The 14,978-nt window shown below is 60.1% G+C and carries 14 protein-coding genes; 12 read left to right on the top strand and 2 right to left on the bottom strand.

What is annotated here, in order from left to right; all coding sequences use genetic code 11:
- Positions 1-78: 78 nt before the first annotated feature.
- The 3 genes from J1G35_RS23160 to J1G35_RS23150 all read left to right on the top strand — a co-directional run bounded on the left by J1G35_RS23160 (position 79) and on the right by J1G35_RS23150 (position 3,194).
- Positions 79-1,410, top strand: coding sequence for a dicarboxylate/amino acid:cation symporter (locus J1G35_RS23160; protein ID WP_053140106.1), 1,332 nt, complete (start codon positions 79-81; stop codon positions 1,408-1,410).
- Between the two features lie 171 nt (positions 1,411-1,581).
- Entirely contained in the window at positions 1,582-2,568 is a 987-nt protein-coding gene (locus J1G35_RS23155) for an XdhC family protein (protein ID WP_223016113.1), read from the top strand.
- The gene (locus J1G35_RS23150; RefSeq protein ID WP_223016112.1) at positions 2,568-3,194 is read left to right on the top strand and encodes a nucleotidyltransferase family protein; all 627 of its coding nucleotides are present in this window, start codon (positions 2,568-2,570) and stop codon (positions 3,192-3,194) included. The genes J1G35_RS23155 and J1G35_RS23150 overlap by 1 nt, the downstream gene beginning before the upstream one ends.
- A gap of 403 nt (positions 3,195-3,597) precedes the next feature.
- On the opposite strand, the gene rne is transcribed toward J1G35_RS23150, so the two are convergent.
- Entirely contained in the window at positions 3,598-6,783 is a 3,186-nt protein-coding gene (rne, locus tag J1G35_RS23145; protein ID WP_223016111.1) for a ribonuclease E, read from the bottom strand.
- A 767-nt stretch (positions 6,784-7,550) separates the two neighbouring features.
- On the opposite strand from rne, the gene rluC reads away from it, so the two are divergent.
- From rluC to J1G35_RS23130, 3 genes are read left to right on the top strand one after another with little or no spacing between them, the layout of a single operon-like run.
- Positions 7,551-8,510 carry a 23S rRNA pseudouridine(955/2504/2580) synthase RluC gene (gene rluC / locus J1G35_RS23140; RefSeq protein ID WP_053140114.1) on the top strand — a complete coding sequence of 320 codons (960 nt, stop codon included), beginning with the start codon at positions 7,551-7,553 and terminating at the stop codon, positions 8,508-8,510.
- On the top strand, positions 8,497-9,159 hold the full coding sequence (locus J1G35_RS23135) for an HAD-IA family hydrolase (RefSeq protein WP_053140117.1): 663 nt from the start codon (positions 8,497-8,499) through the stop codon (positions 9,157-9,159). The genes rluC and J1G35_RS23135 overlap by 14 nt, the downstream gene beginning before the upstream one ends.
- A gap of 21 nt (positions 9,160-9,180) precedes the next feature.
- Positions 9,181-10,164 (top strand): S49 family peptidase, encoded by a 984-nt coding sequence (locus tag J1G35_RS23130; RefSeq protein WP_223016110.1) that lies wholly within the window; start codon positions 9,181-9,183, stop codon positions 10,162-10,164.
- A gap of 86 nt (positions 10,165-10,250) precedes the next feature.
- Here J1G35_RS23130 and J1G35_RS23125 read toward each other — a convergent pair whose 3' ends face one another.
- A complete protein-coding gene (locus tag J1G35_RS23125) occupies positions 10,251-10,829 on the bottom strand; it encodes a nucleoside triphosphate pyrophosphatase (protein ID WP_223016109.1) in 579 nt (192 codons plus the stop codon).
- 105 nt (positions 10,830-10,934) lie between these two features.
- Between J1G35_RS23125 and J1G35_RS23120 the strand changes: the two genes are divergently transcribed.
- From J1G35_RS23120 to acpP, 6 genes are all read left to right on the top strand, one after another.
- Complete coding sequence (locus tag J1G35_RS23120) at positions 10,935-11,465, top strand: YceD family protein (RefSeq protein WP_027607804.1); 531 nt, start codon at positions 10,935-10,937, stop codon at positions 11,463-11,465.
- A 13-nt stretch (positions 11,466-11,478) separates the two neighbouring features.
- Positions 11,479-11,661: a 50S ribosomal protein L32 gene (rpmF, locus tag J1G35_RS23115; RefSeq protein ID WP_008152339.1), complete on the top strand. Its 183-nt coding sequence runs from the start codon at positions 11,479-11,481 to the stop codon at positions 11,659-11,661.
- A 4-nt stretch (positions 11,662-11,665) separates the two neighbouring features.
- Positions 11,666-12,676, top strand: a complete 1,011-nt coding sequence (gene plsX / locus J1G35_RS23110) for a phosphate acyltransferase PlsX (protein ID WP_262417378.1) — start codon at positions 11,666-11,668, stop codon at positions 12,674-12,676.
- 125 nt (positions 12,677-12,801) lie between these two features.
- Positions 12,802-13,740, top strand: a complete 939-nt coding sequence (gene fabD / locus J1G35_RS23105) for an ACP S-malonyltransferase (RefSeq protein ID WP_223016108.1) — start codon at positions 12,802-12,804, stop codon at positions 13,738-13,740.
- Between the two features lie 24 nt (positions 13,741-13,764).
- Entirely contained in the window at positions 13,765-14,508 is a 744-nt protein-coding gene (fabG, locus tag J1G35_RS23100) for a 3-oxoacyl-ACP reductase FabG (protein ID WP_015885432.1), read from the top strand.
- Between the two features lie 191 nt (positions 14,509-14,699).
- Positions 14,700-14,936, top strand: coding sequence for an acyl carrier protein (acpP, locus tag J1G35_RS23095; protein WP_003442511.1), 237 nt, complete (start codon positions 14,700-14,702; stop codon positions 14,934-14,936).
- The last annotated feature ends 42 nt before the right edge of the window (positions 14,937-14,978 follow it).

Here is a 14,978-nt window from a genome sequence, read left to right as displayed (position 1 = left end):
AGTGCAGGAGGGTTCGCAATTCAAGTGTCGTGGGCAATGGCGGATATTTGCCACACGGGACGATTGAGGAACTTTGCAATGACGACTCGTCAGCCAATCTACAAATCCCTGTATTTCCAGGTGATCGTTGCAATCGTTATCGGTATTTTGCTCGGTCACTTCTACCCGCAGACCGGTGTGGCGCTCAAGCCACTGGGTGACGGCTTTATCAAGCTGATCAAAATGGTCATTGCCCCGATTATCTTCTGCACCGTAGTCAGCGGCATCGCTGGCATGCAAAGCATGAAATCGGTCGGCAAAACCGGCGGCTACGCGCTGCTGTACTTCGAAATCGTGTCGACCATCGCACTGCTGATCGGCCTGATCGTGGTGAACGTCGTGCAACCGGGCGCCGGCATGCACATCGACGTGGCAACCCTGGACGCCTCCAAAGTCGCTGCCTATGTGACTGCCGGTGCCGACCAGAGCATCGTTGGCTTCCTGCTTAACGTGATCCCGAACACCATCGTCGGCGCCTTCGCCAACGGCGACATCCTGCAGGTGCTGATGTTCTCGGTGATCTTCGGTTTCGCCCTGCATCGCCTGGGTGCCTACGGCAAGCCGGTGCTGGACTTCATTGATCGCTTCGCCCACGTGATGTTCAACATCATCAACATGATCATGAAGCTCGCGCCAATCGGTGCCCTGGGCGCCATGGCGTTCACCATCGGTGCCTACGGTGTAGGTTCCCTGGTGCAGTTGGGCCAGCTGATGATCTGCTTCTACATCACGTGCCTGCTGTTCGTGCTGGTGGTGCTGGGTGGTATCTGCCGCGCTCACGGTTTCAGCGTGCTGAAACTGATCCGCTACATCCGTGAAGAGCTGCTGATCGTTCTGGGTACGTCTTCCTCCGAATCCGCATTGCCACGCATGCTGATCAAGATGGAGCGTCTGGGTGCGAAGAAATCCGTCGTAGGCCTGGTGATTCCGACCGGCTACTCGTTCAACCTCGACGGTACCTCGATCTACCTGACCATGGCTGCCGTGTTCATCGCCCAGGCGACTGACACCCACATGGACATCACCCACCAGATCACCCTGCTGCTGGTGCTGCTGCTGTCCTCCAAAGGCGCTGCCGGCGTGACTGGTAGTGGCTTTATCGTACTGGCTGCCACCTTGTCGGCTGTCGGCCACCTGCCGGTTGCCGGCCTGGCGCTGATCCTGGGTATCGACCGCTTCATGTCCGAAGCCCGCGCACTGACCAACCTGGTCGGTAACGCCGTTGCCACCCTCGTTGTGGCCAAGTGGGTCAAGGAACTGGACACCGATCAACTGCAAAGCGAGTTGGCTTCCGGTGGTCGCGGTATCTCCGACACCCGTGAAGAAGATGACCTGGGCGTGGCCGAAGGCCCTGCACCGGTGATCAAGTAAGCCGCTGATGGCGTGAACCCACGCTGACAGCTATCCGCAAACGCCCCGACTGGTTCGGGGCGTTTGCGTTTGTGTGGGATTACTTTTATGCAATATTTTCACTTAGAGTCATCTACTCGATGAAATTCGCGCCACATGGCAGGTTCCAAACGCAGACTGGCAGGAGGATTTATGGACAGTGTTGATTTGAATGTCCTGCGCAGCGTGCTCGAATCGCGCCGCGCGGGGCAGCAGGTGGTGTTGTATAGCGTGGTCCAGACCTGGGGCAGTGCGCCGCGTCCACCGGGCGCGATGTTGGCCTTGCGTGGCGACGGCGTGGTCATTGGGTCGGTATCCGGCGGTTGCATCGAGGACGACTTGATCGCCCGCTTGCAGGATGGCCGTCTGGCGCATGACGGCCCGCCGGTGCAGTTGGTGACGTACGGCGTGACTCGCGACGAGGCCGCGCGTTTCGGCTTGCCGTGTGGCGGCACGCTGCGCCTCACTGAAGAGCGCGTGGACGATTGGGCCTGGGTCGCGGAGTTGCTCGCACGCTGTGAGGCCCATGAAATTGTCGCGCGCGAACTGGACCTTGCCACGGGTCACGTGAGCCTGAGCGCGGCGAGTAAGACTGATGTCGTCACATTTGATGGTGAGCGCCTGCGGGCCATCTACGGCCCGCGTTGGCGCCTGTTATTGATCGGCGCCGGGCAGTTGTCACGCTACGTGGCGGAGATGGCGCGCTTGCTGGATTTCGAAGTGCTGATCTGCGACCCGCGCCAAGAGTTTGTCTACGGCTGGGAGGCGCAGCACGGTCGCTTCGTGCCGGGCATGCCTGATGAGGCGGTGCTGAACATCCAGACCGACGAGCGTACGGCAATTGTCTGCCTGACCCATGATCCGCGCCTCGACGATATGGCCTTGCTGACGGCACTGAACTCCAGTGCCTTCTACATTGGCGCGCTGGGTTCGCGGGTCAATAGCCAGAAGCGTCGCGAGGATCTGGCGGCGCTGGGCTTATCGGCACAGGCCATTGCGCGTTTGCATGGGCCGATTGGTTTGCATATCGGTAGCCATACGCCGGCGGAGATCGCCTTGTCGTTGATGGCGGAAATTGTCGCGATCAAGAACGGCGTGGCGCCGATGCAGAAAAAGCCCCTGCCGGTGGTTGCTGAGTAATGGTGACGGCGATTGTTTTGGCGGCGGGGCAGGGCAGCCGGTTCCGAGCCGAGGCGGGGGCTGACCAGGATAAATTGCTCGCCGATTGCGTGGGTCATGATGGCGTGACGCGTCCGGTGATCGAGCAGGTATTGGTGAATTTGCCGGATCGCCTGGTGGCGCGCTGGCTGGTGACCTCGCCGGATCGCACGGAGGTCATTCGGTTGGCCGAAGCGTATGGCTGCCAGGTCTTGCTGCTGCAGTCAGCCGGCATGGGTGAAAGCATCGCCGCAGCCGTAGCCGCCAGCGGCACGGCGGATGGCTGGTTGGTGGTGCTGGGGGATATGCCGTTTATACGGCCCTCCAGTATTGAGCGTGTGATAGAGGGCCTGGAAGGCATCAATGTGCTGGCGCACGCTGGACAATATGGACATCCGGTTGCCTTTGCGCGTTCGTTTGGGCCGGCATTAATGGCGCTTAGCGGTGACCGTGGGGCAAAGCCGCTGTTTGCGTATGCCGTTGTAAGAGAGGTGCAGGTGGATGATCCTGGCGTGTTATGGGACGTGGATATACCCAGACAGCTGAGGTATGAGGATGCAAGTGCGGGTACAACTGTTGGCGACTGCTCTGACCTCGCATTGCGATAACTCTGATGTCCGAAATTTACGGCTGTTTATTAAATGAGGTCGCTGTAGCAGTTCCGCTACGGTTCCTTAACGAAAATCAGAGTAGCGCTAATGCCTAGAATTCAACCTTATGTCCCTACCCCTCCTGTTGTGCAGTCTTCTCCTGTCTCCGGCGTGACAGATCAGCCGAAAGCCGAGGTGAAAGCTGATGTGAAGCCTCAGGAGTCCAATTCAGGAAAAAATAGGCCAGTATTCTCGAACGCTGCCGGGCAACAGCGGCTTGAGAACGCGGCAAATCGTTACGATAAGATGGCGGGCGGTATGGGCTGGTGAAGACATTGCACAAGTGATGGATCGGTTTTTCCGCTTGAATAAAAAAGCCCCGCCTGATCACTCAGGCGGGGCTTTTTAGTGGCTGAAGGAATCAGGCGAACGGTTTAGGTTCGTGCTCTTCTTCCAGGGCCTTGTGCTCAACAACGGTTTCAGTAACCGGAGCTGGCGCTTCGACAGCTTCGACCACGGCCGGTGCAGCAGCTGCTGCAGCAGCGGCGGCCTCGGCTTCCTTGCGACGACGACGCACTTCACGTGGGTCGTTCGGCGCACGGCCGTTTTCGGTCAGGGCGCTGGCCGGTGTGGCTTCAACCACCGGGGCGGCAACTTCGGCAACCACAGGCGCTTCAACCGCTGGCGCAGGTTCAACCACCGGAGCAGCCTCAACCACTGGTGCTGGCTCTGCAACCACGACTTCGGCAACCGGTGCTGGCGCTTCTTCTACCACGGGGGCAGGGGCTGGCGCTTCAACCGGGGCGGCCGGTTCGGCAGTCCACTGGAAGGCGGTCTGTTCTTCGCGAACTTCACGCACCACCGGGGCAGCTTCTTCGATCGCCGGGGCTTGAGCAGCGGCTTCAACCACTGGTTCAGGCTCAGCCACCGGAGCGGGTTCTACCGCAATCACTTCGGTTTCTGGCTGGGCGTCGCGGGTCGGTGCCACTTCCACTTCCGGAACCACTGGGGCTTCGATAGGAGAGGTTGCTTCAACGACCGGTGCTTCAACCACAGGGGTCTCGGCAACTGGCGCTTCTACAGCTGCGGTTTCTTCAACAGCGGCAGTCGCGCGTTCAGCCTGTTCATGCGCCTGGGCTTCAGCCGGTGCGCTGATCACCGAGCTGGCAACCGCAGCGGTAACGGCCAGGCCGGCAGCCAGTTCGGCACCCGTTGGCTCGTTGTTCGTGCCTTCTGCGTTCTCGCCGGTCTCTTCCGAGCCTTCGATCACGTTGCCGTTGGCATCACGCTGACGCTCACGACGGTTGCTGCGACGACGCTGGCCACGGGAGCGGCGGCGTGGACGATCGCCTTCGGCGTTGTCCTGGCCGTCTTCCTGCAGTTGCTCTTCGCCGGTCAGCACTTCTTCTTCGCTGGTGGCAGCGGCTTGCTCGGTACGTGGTTGACGCTCTTCACGCGGAGGGCGCGGCTGGCGCTCTTCACGTGGCGCACGCTCTTCACGTGGCTGGCGAGCTGGACGCTCCTCAGCGGTGGCGGCTGCAGCGCCAGCAACAGCTGGGGTGGCATCCAGTGGCTCGCGCAGTTCACGCACACGTTCTTCACGCTCGCCGCGCGGCTTGCGATCTTCACGCGGAGCGCGTGGGGTACGTGGTGTGCGCTCTTCACGCGGTGCACGTTCTTCACGGGCTACGGCCGGGGTTTCTTCACGGGTTTCGCGAGGTGCACGCTCTTCACGAGGGGCGCGCTCTTCGCGCGGCGCACGTTCTTCACGTGGCTTGCGCTCTTCGTCACGACGACCGTTACGGTTGCGGCTCTGCTGGCGACCGTTGCGACGTTCTTCGTTGCGCGCTGGGCGTTCGGTTGCAGGCTTTTCAACCACAACCGGTGCCGCAGGCTCTTCCTTGGTGGCGAACAGGCTGACCAGCGACTTCACCAGGCCCTTGAACAGGCTTGGCTCAGGCAGGGCGGCCGGCGCAGCAACCGGGGCAGCGGCTTCAACCGGCACCGGTGCGTTGGCACGGGCAGGCGCGGTCTTCACGGCAGCTTCCTGGCGCACCAGGGTGCGGGTCGCGGCGGCTGGCTGGACTTCTTCCACTTCGGCAGCGGCAGCAGCGATTTCGTAGCTGGATTGGCCGCTGTGGGCTTCCGGGCTGTCGTCACGCAGGCGCTGTACTTCGAAGTGCGGCGTTTCGAGGTGATCGTTCGGCAGGATCACGATACGGGCACGGGTGCGCAGTTCGATCTTGGTGATCGAGTTGCGTTTTTCGTTGAGCAGGAAAGCGGCAACCGGGATCGGCACTTGTGCGCGGACTTCGGCGGTGCGGTCTTTCAGGGCTTCTTCTTCGATCAGGCGCAGGATCGCCAGGGACAGCGATTCAACGTCACGGATGATGCCGGTGCCGTTGCAACGCGGGCAGACGATGCCGCTGCTCTCGCCCAGGGATGGACGCAGGCGCTGACGGGACATTTCCAGCAGGCCGAAGCGCGAGATGCGGCCGACCTGTACGCGGGCACGGTCAGCTTCCAGGCATTCGCGGACTTTCTCTTCCACGGCGCGCTGGTTCTTGGCGGGGGTCATATCGATGAAGTCGATCACGATCAGGCCGCCGATGTCACGCAGGCGCAGTTGGCGGGCGATTTCTTCAGCCGCTTCCAGGTTGGTCTGCAGGGCGGTTTCTTCGATGTCGCTACCCTTCGTGGCGCGCGCCGAGTTGATGTCGATGGACACCAGGGCTTCGGTCGGGTCGATCACGATGGAGCCACCGGAAGGCAGTTCGACGACACGCTGGAAAGCGGTCTCGATCTGGCTTTCGATCTGGAAACGGTTGAACAGCGGCACGCTGTCTTCGTACAGCTTGATCTTGCTGGCGTACTGCGGCATCACCTGGCGGATGAAGGTCAGGGCTTCGTCCTGGGCTTCAACGCTGTCAATCAGCACTTCGCCGATGTCCTGGCGCAGGTAATCGCGGATGGCGCGGATGATCACGTTGCTTTCCTGGTAGATCAGGAACGGCGCGGAACGATCCAGGGACGCTTCTTTGATGGCGGTCCACAGTTGCAGCAGGTAGTCGAGGTCCCACTGCATTTCTTCGCTGCTGCGGCCCAGGCCGGCAGTACGCACGATCAGGCCCATGTCGGCTGGTGCGATCAGGCCGTTCAGCGCTTCACGCAGTTCGTTGCGCTCTTCGCCTTCGATGCGACGGGAGATGCCGCCGGCACGTGGGTTGTTCGGCATCAGCACGAGGTAGCGGCCGGCCAGGCTGATGAAGGTGGTCAGGGCGGCGCCCTTGTTGCCACGTTCTTCTTTTTCGACCTGAACGATGACTTCCTGGCCTTCGCTCAGGACGTCCTTGATGTTCACGCGGCCTTCTGGGGCTTTCTTGAAGTATTCGCGGGAGATTTCTTTGAGGGGCAGGAAGCCGTGGCGCTCGGAGCCGAAATCGACAAAGGCAGCCTCAAGGCTTGGTTCGATGCGAGTAATACGGCCTTTATAGATGTTGGCCTTCTTTTGCTCGCGTGCACCGGATTCGATGTCCAGGTCGTAGAGGCGTTGGCCATCTACCAGTGCAACACGCAACTCTTCGGGTTGAGTTGCGTTAATCAGCATTCTTTTCATGTTGTACCGTCGGTTTCCGGGCTGCCGGAAACGGCGTTCGGCACACACGACTTCTCACGGTCGGTGTCAGGTGCGTCAAGAGTGGTTGGCCACTCCAGTGTCCAGCAAAATCGGCCAATTGGGCCGGTATCGCGACGGACGCGTCCTGCTTGTTAGCGGTGGTGACAAAGGCACCACTTCAACAAAAGCTAAGGTCAGGAGGAGGAATCAACCGGCGACTGTGGACGAGATGAAGCGTCTAAATATAAGCCTAGTGCTACACGGTCCGACGGTTGTGCATCTCCACCCTACACGTATCCCTGATAATTCGGGTGCTGCCGCGCGCAGAATCCGCAGCGGGTTGGCATTTACCGTGTTCTCCAATGGGGAGTCCACGCTCATGGCTAAACAAGACTGAGTGTGGGCGACTGCGCTCTCACTCAGCTCTTAACAGGCGTTGTTTCCGAAGCATTCGCCGTGGTCCGGCTCAAGACTGACTGCACTTTGTGAACTGGCCGTAAATATCGGCGCAGAACGCGAGTATTCACTCTGCTTTCTGCACTCGCTTCAGGCCTCATGTCACCTGCGCTTGTTACAATCTCAAGCCTTCCAGGGTGGTGAACGCCCCGTAGGACGGCCTCGCGTCCTGATGAATTGCGATGGTCAGGGCCGGCAGTTTGCCGCTAGTCCTCTGTCCAGGCCGCTTTTGGCGGCGTTCGCGACTATAGCAGCAATGATTAAGTGCTTCAATTCCATAAAAAATTGTTATCATCGCCGCCATGACGACTACCGCCCCCCAGACCCCCAGCGTCCAGCTGCTTGAGGTCTCGCCGGAATATGCCGGCCAACGCATCGATAATTTTCTCCTGGCCAGGCTCAAAGGCGTGCCCAAGACCTTGATCTACCGCATTTTGCGTAAAGGCGAAGTGCGCGTGAACAAGGGGCGCATCAAGCCTGAGTACAAGCTGCAGGCGGGCGATATTGTCCGTGTGCCACCGGTGCGCGTGCCTGAGCGCGACGAGCCTGTGCCTCTGGCTCAAGGCCTGCTGCAGCGCCTTGAAGCATCGATTGTCTTCGAAGACAACAAGCTGATCGTGATCAACAAGCCCTGCGGTATTGCGGTTCACGGTGGCAGCGGCCTGAATTTCGGCGTGATCGAAGCCTTCCGTCAGTTGCGCCCGGATTGCAAGGAGCTGGAGCTGGTCCACCGCTTAGACCGCGACACCTCTGGCCTGTTGATGATCGCCAAGAAGCGCAGCATGTTGCGCCACCTGCACACCGCCCTGCGCGGCGATGGCGTGGACAAGCGCTACATGGCGCTGGTGCGCGGCAACTGGGCCAGTTCGATCAAGAGCGTTCGCGCGCCGTTGCAGAAGAGCAACCTGCGCTCCGGCGAGCGCATGGTCGAAGTGGACGAAGAGGGCAAAGAAGCCCTGACCCTGTTCAAGGTGCTGCGTCGCTTCGGCGACTTCGCCACCATGGTCGAGGCCAAACCCGTTACTGGGCGTACCCACCAGATTCGCGTGCACACCTTGCATGCGGGCCACTGCATTGCTGGCGATACCAAGTACGGCGATGAGGGTTTTTCCAAGGAAATCCGCGACCTTGGCGGCAAGCGCCTGTTCCTGCACGCCTACATGCTCACCGTGCCGCTGCCTGACGGCGGCGAGCTGAAGCTGCAGGCGCCGGTCGATGAGATGTGGGCCAAGACCGTGGAGCGTTTGAGTGTCGCACCTTGACTACAAGCTGCTGATTTTTGATTGGGACGGCACCCTGTGTAATTCCATTGGTCGGATTGTCGAGTCGATGCACGCCGCTTCCAAGCGTTCGGGCTTTGAGTTGTGCACTGACCTGGCGGTCAAGGGCATTATCGGTCTGGGCTTGCCTGAGGCGATCCGTACCCTGTACCCCCAGATCAGTGACGCTGAGCTGGTGACATTCCGCGACCATTATGCTGATCACTACATCGCGCTGGAGGCTACGCCTTCACCGCTGTTCGACGGTGTGGCGCAGTCGCTGGAGGCCTTTCGCGCCCAGGGCTATCACCTGGCCGTGGCCACCGGCAAGGCCCGTCGCGGGTTGGACCGGGTGCTCAAGGCGCATGGCTTTGAAGATTCTTTTGATATCACTCGCGCTGCGGATGAAACCGCCAGCAAACCTCACCCTCTGATGCTGGAGCAGATCATTGCTCATTGCGGCGTCTCGCCGCGACAGGCGCTGATGGTGGGCGATGCTTCCTTCGACCTGATGATGGCGCGCAACGCCGGCATGGACAGCGTGGCGGTCAGCTATGGCGCCCAGTCCGCCGAGGCTTTGCAGCACTACGAACCTCGGGTCACGATTGATCATTTTTCTGAATTGCAGGCCTGGCTCAATCGGGCCCAATAAGTCTTTGCTGGGGTTGATGGTATGAGTGACGAGTGGAAAGCGCCTGAAAAGGCTGAAAACGGTGATGAAAAGAGCTGGAAGCTGCTGGAGAAGACGCTCCTGGCCGGTGTCCAGGAACAGCGTCGAGCACGGCGCTGGGGGATTTTCTTCAAGTTGCTGACCTTTACTTACCTGTTGCTCATGCTGGCGCTGTTCAGCCCGCTGATGGATATGGAAAAGAGCGCAACCCGTGGCGCCAATTACACCGCGTTGATCGAAGTGCGTGGGGTGATCGCCGACAAGGAGCCCGCCAGCGCCGACAATATCGTCAGCAGCCTGCGTGCTGCGTTTGAAGATCCCAAGGTCAAGGGCGTGATCCTGCGCATCAACAGCCCAGGCGGCAGCCCGGTGCAGTCGGGCTATGTGTATGACGAGATTCGCCGTCTGCGTGGCCTGCACCCGGAAACCAAGCTGTACGCGGTGATTTCCGACCTGGGTGCCTCCGGTGCCTATTACATTGCCAGTGCCGCTGACCAGATCTACGCCGACAAGGCCAGCCTGGTGGGCTCCATCGGTGTGACGGCGGCCGGATACGGGTTTGTTGGCACTATGGAGAAGCTGGGTGTTGAACGCCGCACCTACACCTCGGGCGAGCATAAGTCGTTCCTTGATCCGTTCCAGCCGCAAAAGGCCGATGAAACCCAGTTCTGGCAGGGTGTGCTCGATACGACCCATCGCCAGTTCATCGCCAGCGTGAAGCAGGGGCGTGGGGATCGCCTGAAGGATAAAGAGCATCCGGAGTTGTTCTCCGGGTTGGTGTGGTCGGGCGAGCAAGCATTGCCGCTGGGGCTGATCGATGGTTTGGGCAGTGCCAGCCTGGTGGCGCGGGACGTGATCGGCGAGAAAGAGCTGGTGGACTTCACTGTTGAAGAATCGCCGTTTGATCGTTTCTCCAAGAAGCTTGGTGCCAGCGTGGCTGAGAAGCTGGCGCTGTATATGGGCTTCCAGGGTCCGACGCTGCGCTGATAGCTAAAGTCTGTCGTAGATCAAAATGTGGGAGGGGCGGTGCGACGATTCGACTTGCCCCTCCCGCATTTGGTTTTGCAGTGCTCTTAAGGGATTTGCACGCCTTCGCTGAGCAGCATGTCGACCAAACGAATCAGCGGTAAGCCGACGAGGCTGGTCGCGTCCGGCCCTTCGGTGCTCTGAAACAAACTCACGCCTAACCCTTCAGCCTTGAAGCTGCCCGCGCAGTCATACGGCTGCTCGATCCGCAGGTAGCGCTCGATGCGCGCTGCATCCAGCTCGCGCATGTGCACGGTAAAGGGCACGCAGTCGACCTGGCAGTGCCCCGTCTCGCTGTTAAGCAGGGCCAGGCCAGTGAGGAAGCTCACGCGCTTGCCGCTGGCGGCCAGCAGTTGCTCACGAGCATTCTCGAACGTATGGGGTTTGCCGATGATCCGGCCTTCCAGGGCAGCTACCTGGTCGGAGCCGATGATCAGGTGGCCTGGGTGGCTGGCGGCGAGGGCGCGGGCTTTCTGTTCGGCCAGGCGTTTGACCAGATCCACGGCGGACTCATTGGCTGCGTGGCTTTCGTCGATATCCGGCGAGCTGCAGATGAACGGCAGGTGCAGGCGGCTGAGCAATTCCCGGCGGTAAACCGAGCTGGAAGCGAGTAATAAAGGCAGCATATACGTCTCCTCAAGGCAGCCGCCGATTCTAGCGGGGCGACCGGCTGACGCACAGGGCTGAATTTCCTTTGACATGGCTGGGTGCATCCCTATAATGCTGCGCCTATGTTGAATGACCCGATTCCACCTCACGTTGACCCGCGCAAATTGGCTGATCGTGGCACTTCCCTTCAAGGTGAGTTGCTGCTGGCCGATTTGGAGAGACTCTGCGACCCGCTTTCCGACACTGTCGGTACGGTGCAGGCCAAATTCGTTTTTGAACGAGATGAACGTAAATCTGTGGTAATTCACAGCTTTATCGACACCGAAGTCAAAATGGTTTGCCAGCGTTGTCTTGAGCTGGTCACCCTGCCGATTCACAGCGAGTGCAGTTATGCTGTGGTAAAGGAGGGTGCGAATACCCAGTCGTTGCCGAAAGGTTATGACGTGCTGGAACTGGGCGAAGATCCTTTGGATCTGCATGCACTGATCGAGGAGGAGCTTCTGCTCGCCTTGCCCATTGTGCCTGCTCATCATCCGGAAGAATGCCAGCAGCCGGCGGGTCTCGATGACGAGTCCGAACCGAGCGAGGACGAGGTAACGCGGTCCAACCCGTTCAGTGTATTGGCGCAGTTAAAGCGTGACCCAAACGTTTAGGAGTTAATCAATTATGGCTGTTCAGCAGAACAAAAAATCCCGCTCTGCCCGTGACATGCGTCGTTCGCACGATGCCCTGACGGCAAGCACTCTGTCTGTAGAAAAAACCACCGGTGAAATTCACCTGCGTCACCACGTATCGCCAGAAGGCGTATACCGTGGCCGTAAAGTGATCGACAAGGGCGCTGACGAGTAATCACTTGTCTGCTCAAGTCATCGCGATTGACGCAATGGGCGGGGACTTCGGTCCCCGCAGCATTGTTCAGGCCTGCATTGCCAGCCTGTCTGCTACCCCCTCGCTGCACCTGACCCTCGTCGGTCAACCCTCCCTCCTTGAAGAACTGATTGCCAGCCATCCGGCGGTGGATCGTGCGCGCCTGAGCGTTACGCCCGCCAGCGAAACCATCAGCATGGATGAAAAGCCGGCAGTTGCCCTGCGCGGCAAGCCTGACTCTTCAATGCGCGTGGCCCTGGAGTTGTTGCGGGACGGCAAGGTGCAAGCCTGTGTCAGCGCCGGCAACACCGGGGCATTGATGGCGTTGTCGCGGCATGTGCTCAAGACGCTGCCGGGGATTGATCGGCCGGCGATGGTTGCGGCGATTCCGACGCAGAAAGGCTATTGCCAGCTGCTGGACCTTGGCGCGAATGTGGATTGCAGTGCCGAGCATTTGTTCCAGTTCGCCGTGATGGGCTCGGTGGCCGCCGAGGCGCTGGGCGTGGCTCGACCGCGGGTGGCCTTGCTGAATATCGGCACCGAAGACATCAAGGGCAACCAGCAGGTCAAGTTGGCTGCCACCCTGCTGCAGGGCGCACGCGGCTTGAATTACATCGGCTTTGTCGAGGGTGATGGCTTGTACCGTGGCGAAGCGGACGTGGTGGTGTGCGACGGGTTTGTCGGCAATATCCTGCTTAAATCCAGCGAAGGCCTGGCGACCATGATCGCCACGCGCATCGAGGCGTTGTTCAGGCAGAATTTCGCATCGCGACTGGTGGGTGCCCTGGCGCTGCCGTTGATGCGTCGCTTGCAGGCCGATCTGGCCCCGGCGCGGCATAATGGCGCGAGTTTCCTGGGGTTGCAGGGCATTGTGGTCAAAAGCCACGGTTCCGCCGGTGTGGAGGGCTTCCAGAGCGCGATTGCGCGGGCGTTGATCGAAATCCAGGAAAACCTGCCGCAACGCTTGCACGGCCGTCTTGAAGACCTGTTGCCTTAGGCGAATTGGCCAGGGAATGCTTAAATGTGACCGGCCAGTTCAATTGACCATCCAATCTGTCAGTTTCGTACGCTCCCACCGAGGAGCGACCATTTCCGACGACCAGATCATTAGGGGCTTGTTACATGTCTACATCCCTCGCATTCGTCTTTCCAGGGCAGGGTTCGCAGTCCCTCGGCATGTTGGCCGAGCTGGGCGCGCAATACCCGCTGATCCTGGACACGTTCAAGGAAGCTTCCGAGGCCCTGGGTTACGACCTGTGGGCGCTGACCCAGCAAGGGCCGGAAGAGCTGCTCAATCAAACCGATAAAACCCAGCCGGCCATCCTGACCGCTTCGGTCGCCCTGTGGCGCTTGTGGCTGGCGGAAGGCGGCGCGCGCCCGGCTTTCGTGGCCGGTCATAGCCTGGGCGAATACAGCGCCCTGGTGGCGGCGGGCAGCCTGACCCTTGCTGAAGCGGTCAAGCTGGTCGAGCGTCGTGGCCAACTGATGCAGGAAGCGGTTCCGGCCGGGCAGGGTGGCATGGCCGCTATCCTGGGGCTGGACGATGCCGTGGTGATCGAAGCCTGCGCCGAGGCGGCCCAGGGCGAAGTGGTCAGCGCGGTAAACTTCAACTCCCCTGGTCAGGTGGTGATCGCCGGTGCCAAGGCGGCCGTCGAGCGTGCCATCGAAGGCTGCAAGGCGCGGGGTGCCAAGCGTGCATTGCCGTTGCCGGTGAGCGTGCCGTCGCACTGCGAGCTGATGCGCCCGGCTGCCGAGCGTTTTGCCGAGTCCATCGCTGCCATCAACTGGCAGGCGCCACAGATTCCGCTGGTGCAGAACGTCAGCGCGGCCGTGGCCGCCGACCTCGACACCCTCAAACGCGACCTGCTGGAGCAACTCTACAAGCCTGTGCGCTGGGTCGAGTCGGTCCAGACCCTGGCCGCCAATGGCGCCACCGAACTGGTCGAGTGCGGCCCGGGCAAAGTCCTGGCTGGCCTGAACAAGCGCTGCGCCGACGGCGTGTCGACTGCCAACCTCAATACCCCGGATGCCTTCGCTGCCGCTCGTGCGGCGCTGGCCTGATCCCCGAACTTAGGAGAAGCCTGCATGAGTCTGCAAGGTAAAGTTGCACTGGTTACCGGCGCGAGCCGTGGCATTGGCCAGGCGATCGCCCTGGAGCTGGGCCGTCAGGGCGCCGTTGTAATCGGCACTGCCACTTCCGCTTCGGGCGCCGAGCGTATCGCCGCGACCCTGAAGGAAAACGGCGTTCAAGGCACCGGCCTTGAGCTGAACGTGACCAGCGATGAGTCCGTGGCTGCCGTGCTGGCCGAGATCACCGCGCAGTTTGGCGCGCCGGCAATTCTGGTGAACAACGCCGGTATCACCCGCGACAACCTGATGATGCGCATGAAAGACGACGAATGGTACGACGTGGTCGATACCAACCTGAACAGTCTGTTTCGCCTGTCCAAGGGTGTTTTGCGTGGCATGACCAAGGCCCGTTGGGGGCGAATTATCAATATTGGCTCCGTAGTGGGTGCCATGGGCAACGCAGGCCAAGTAAACTATGCAGCCGCGAAGGCCGGTCTGGAAGGTTTCAGCCGTGCACTGGCGCGTGAAGTCGGCTCGCGGTCGATTACGGTCAACTCGGTGGCCCCAGGGTTCATCGACACCGATATGACCCGCGAACTGCCGGAAGCACAGCGTGAAGCGTTGCTGACGCAGATTCCGCTGGGCCGTCTGGGCCAGGCTCAAGAGATCGCGAATGTGGTCACTTTCCTGGCATCTGACGGTGCGGCATACGTGACTGGGGCTACAATCCCGGTGAACGGCGGGATGTACATGAGTTAAATTGTGACGGATCGCTTCAAAAAAATGTCATACGAGCTGTCTAAAATCCGTTATAAAGCTGCAACTTAATTTATAGGCAGGTGGCGTACCGGGTACAGGGTGAAGCTTTCAGTTGAAAAGCTGAAATGGCTTTCTATACACTTACCCACTGGCCAGCTGCCTGAATTTGTCCATTAGGAGTTAAACAAGGTATGAGCACCATCGAAGAGCGCGTCAAGAAAATCGTTGCCGAGCAACTGGGTGTTAAAGAAGAAGAAGTGGTCAACACTGCTTCCTTCGTAGAAGACCTGGGTGCCGATTCCCTTGACACCGTTGAGCTGGTGATGGCTCTGGAAGAGGAATTCGAGACCGAAATCCCGGACGAAGAAGCTGAAAAAATCACTACTGTTCAAGCTGCTATCGACTACGTTACTAACCACCAGGCGTAATCGTTTGTAGTCGTCGCTTGCTGTTAGGGAAAAACCGCACTG

The sequence above is a fragment of the Pseudomonas sp. SH10-3B genome (assembly GCF_019891415.1).
GTDB lineage: Bacteria > Pseudomonadota > Gammaproteobacteria > Pseudomonadales > Pseudomonadaceae > Aquipseudomonas.
The sequence above is the reverse complement of the archived record's forward strand: the minus strand, read 5'-3'. Positions and strand labels throughout refer to the sequence as shown.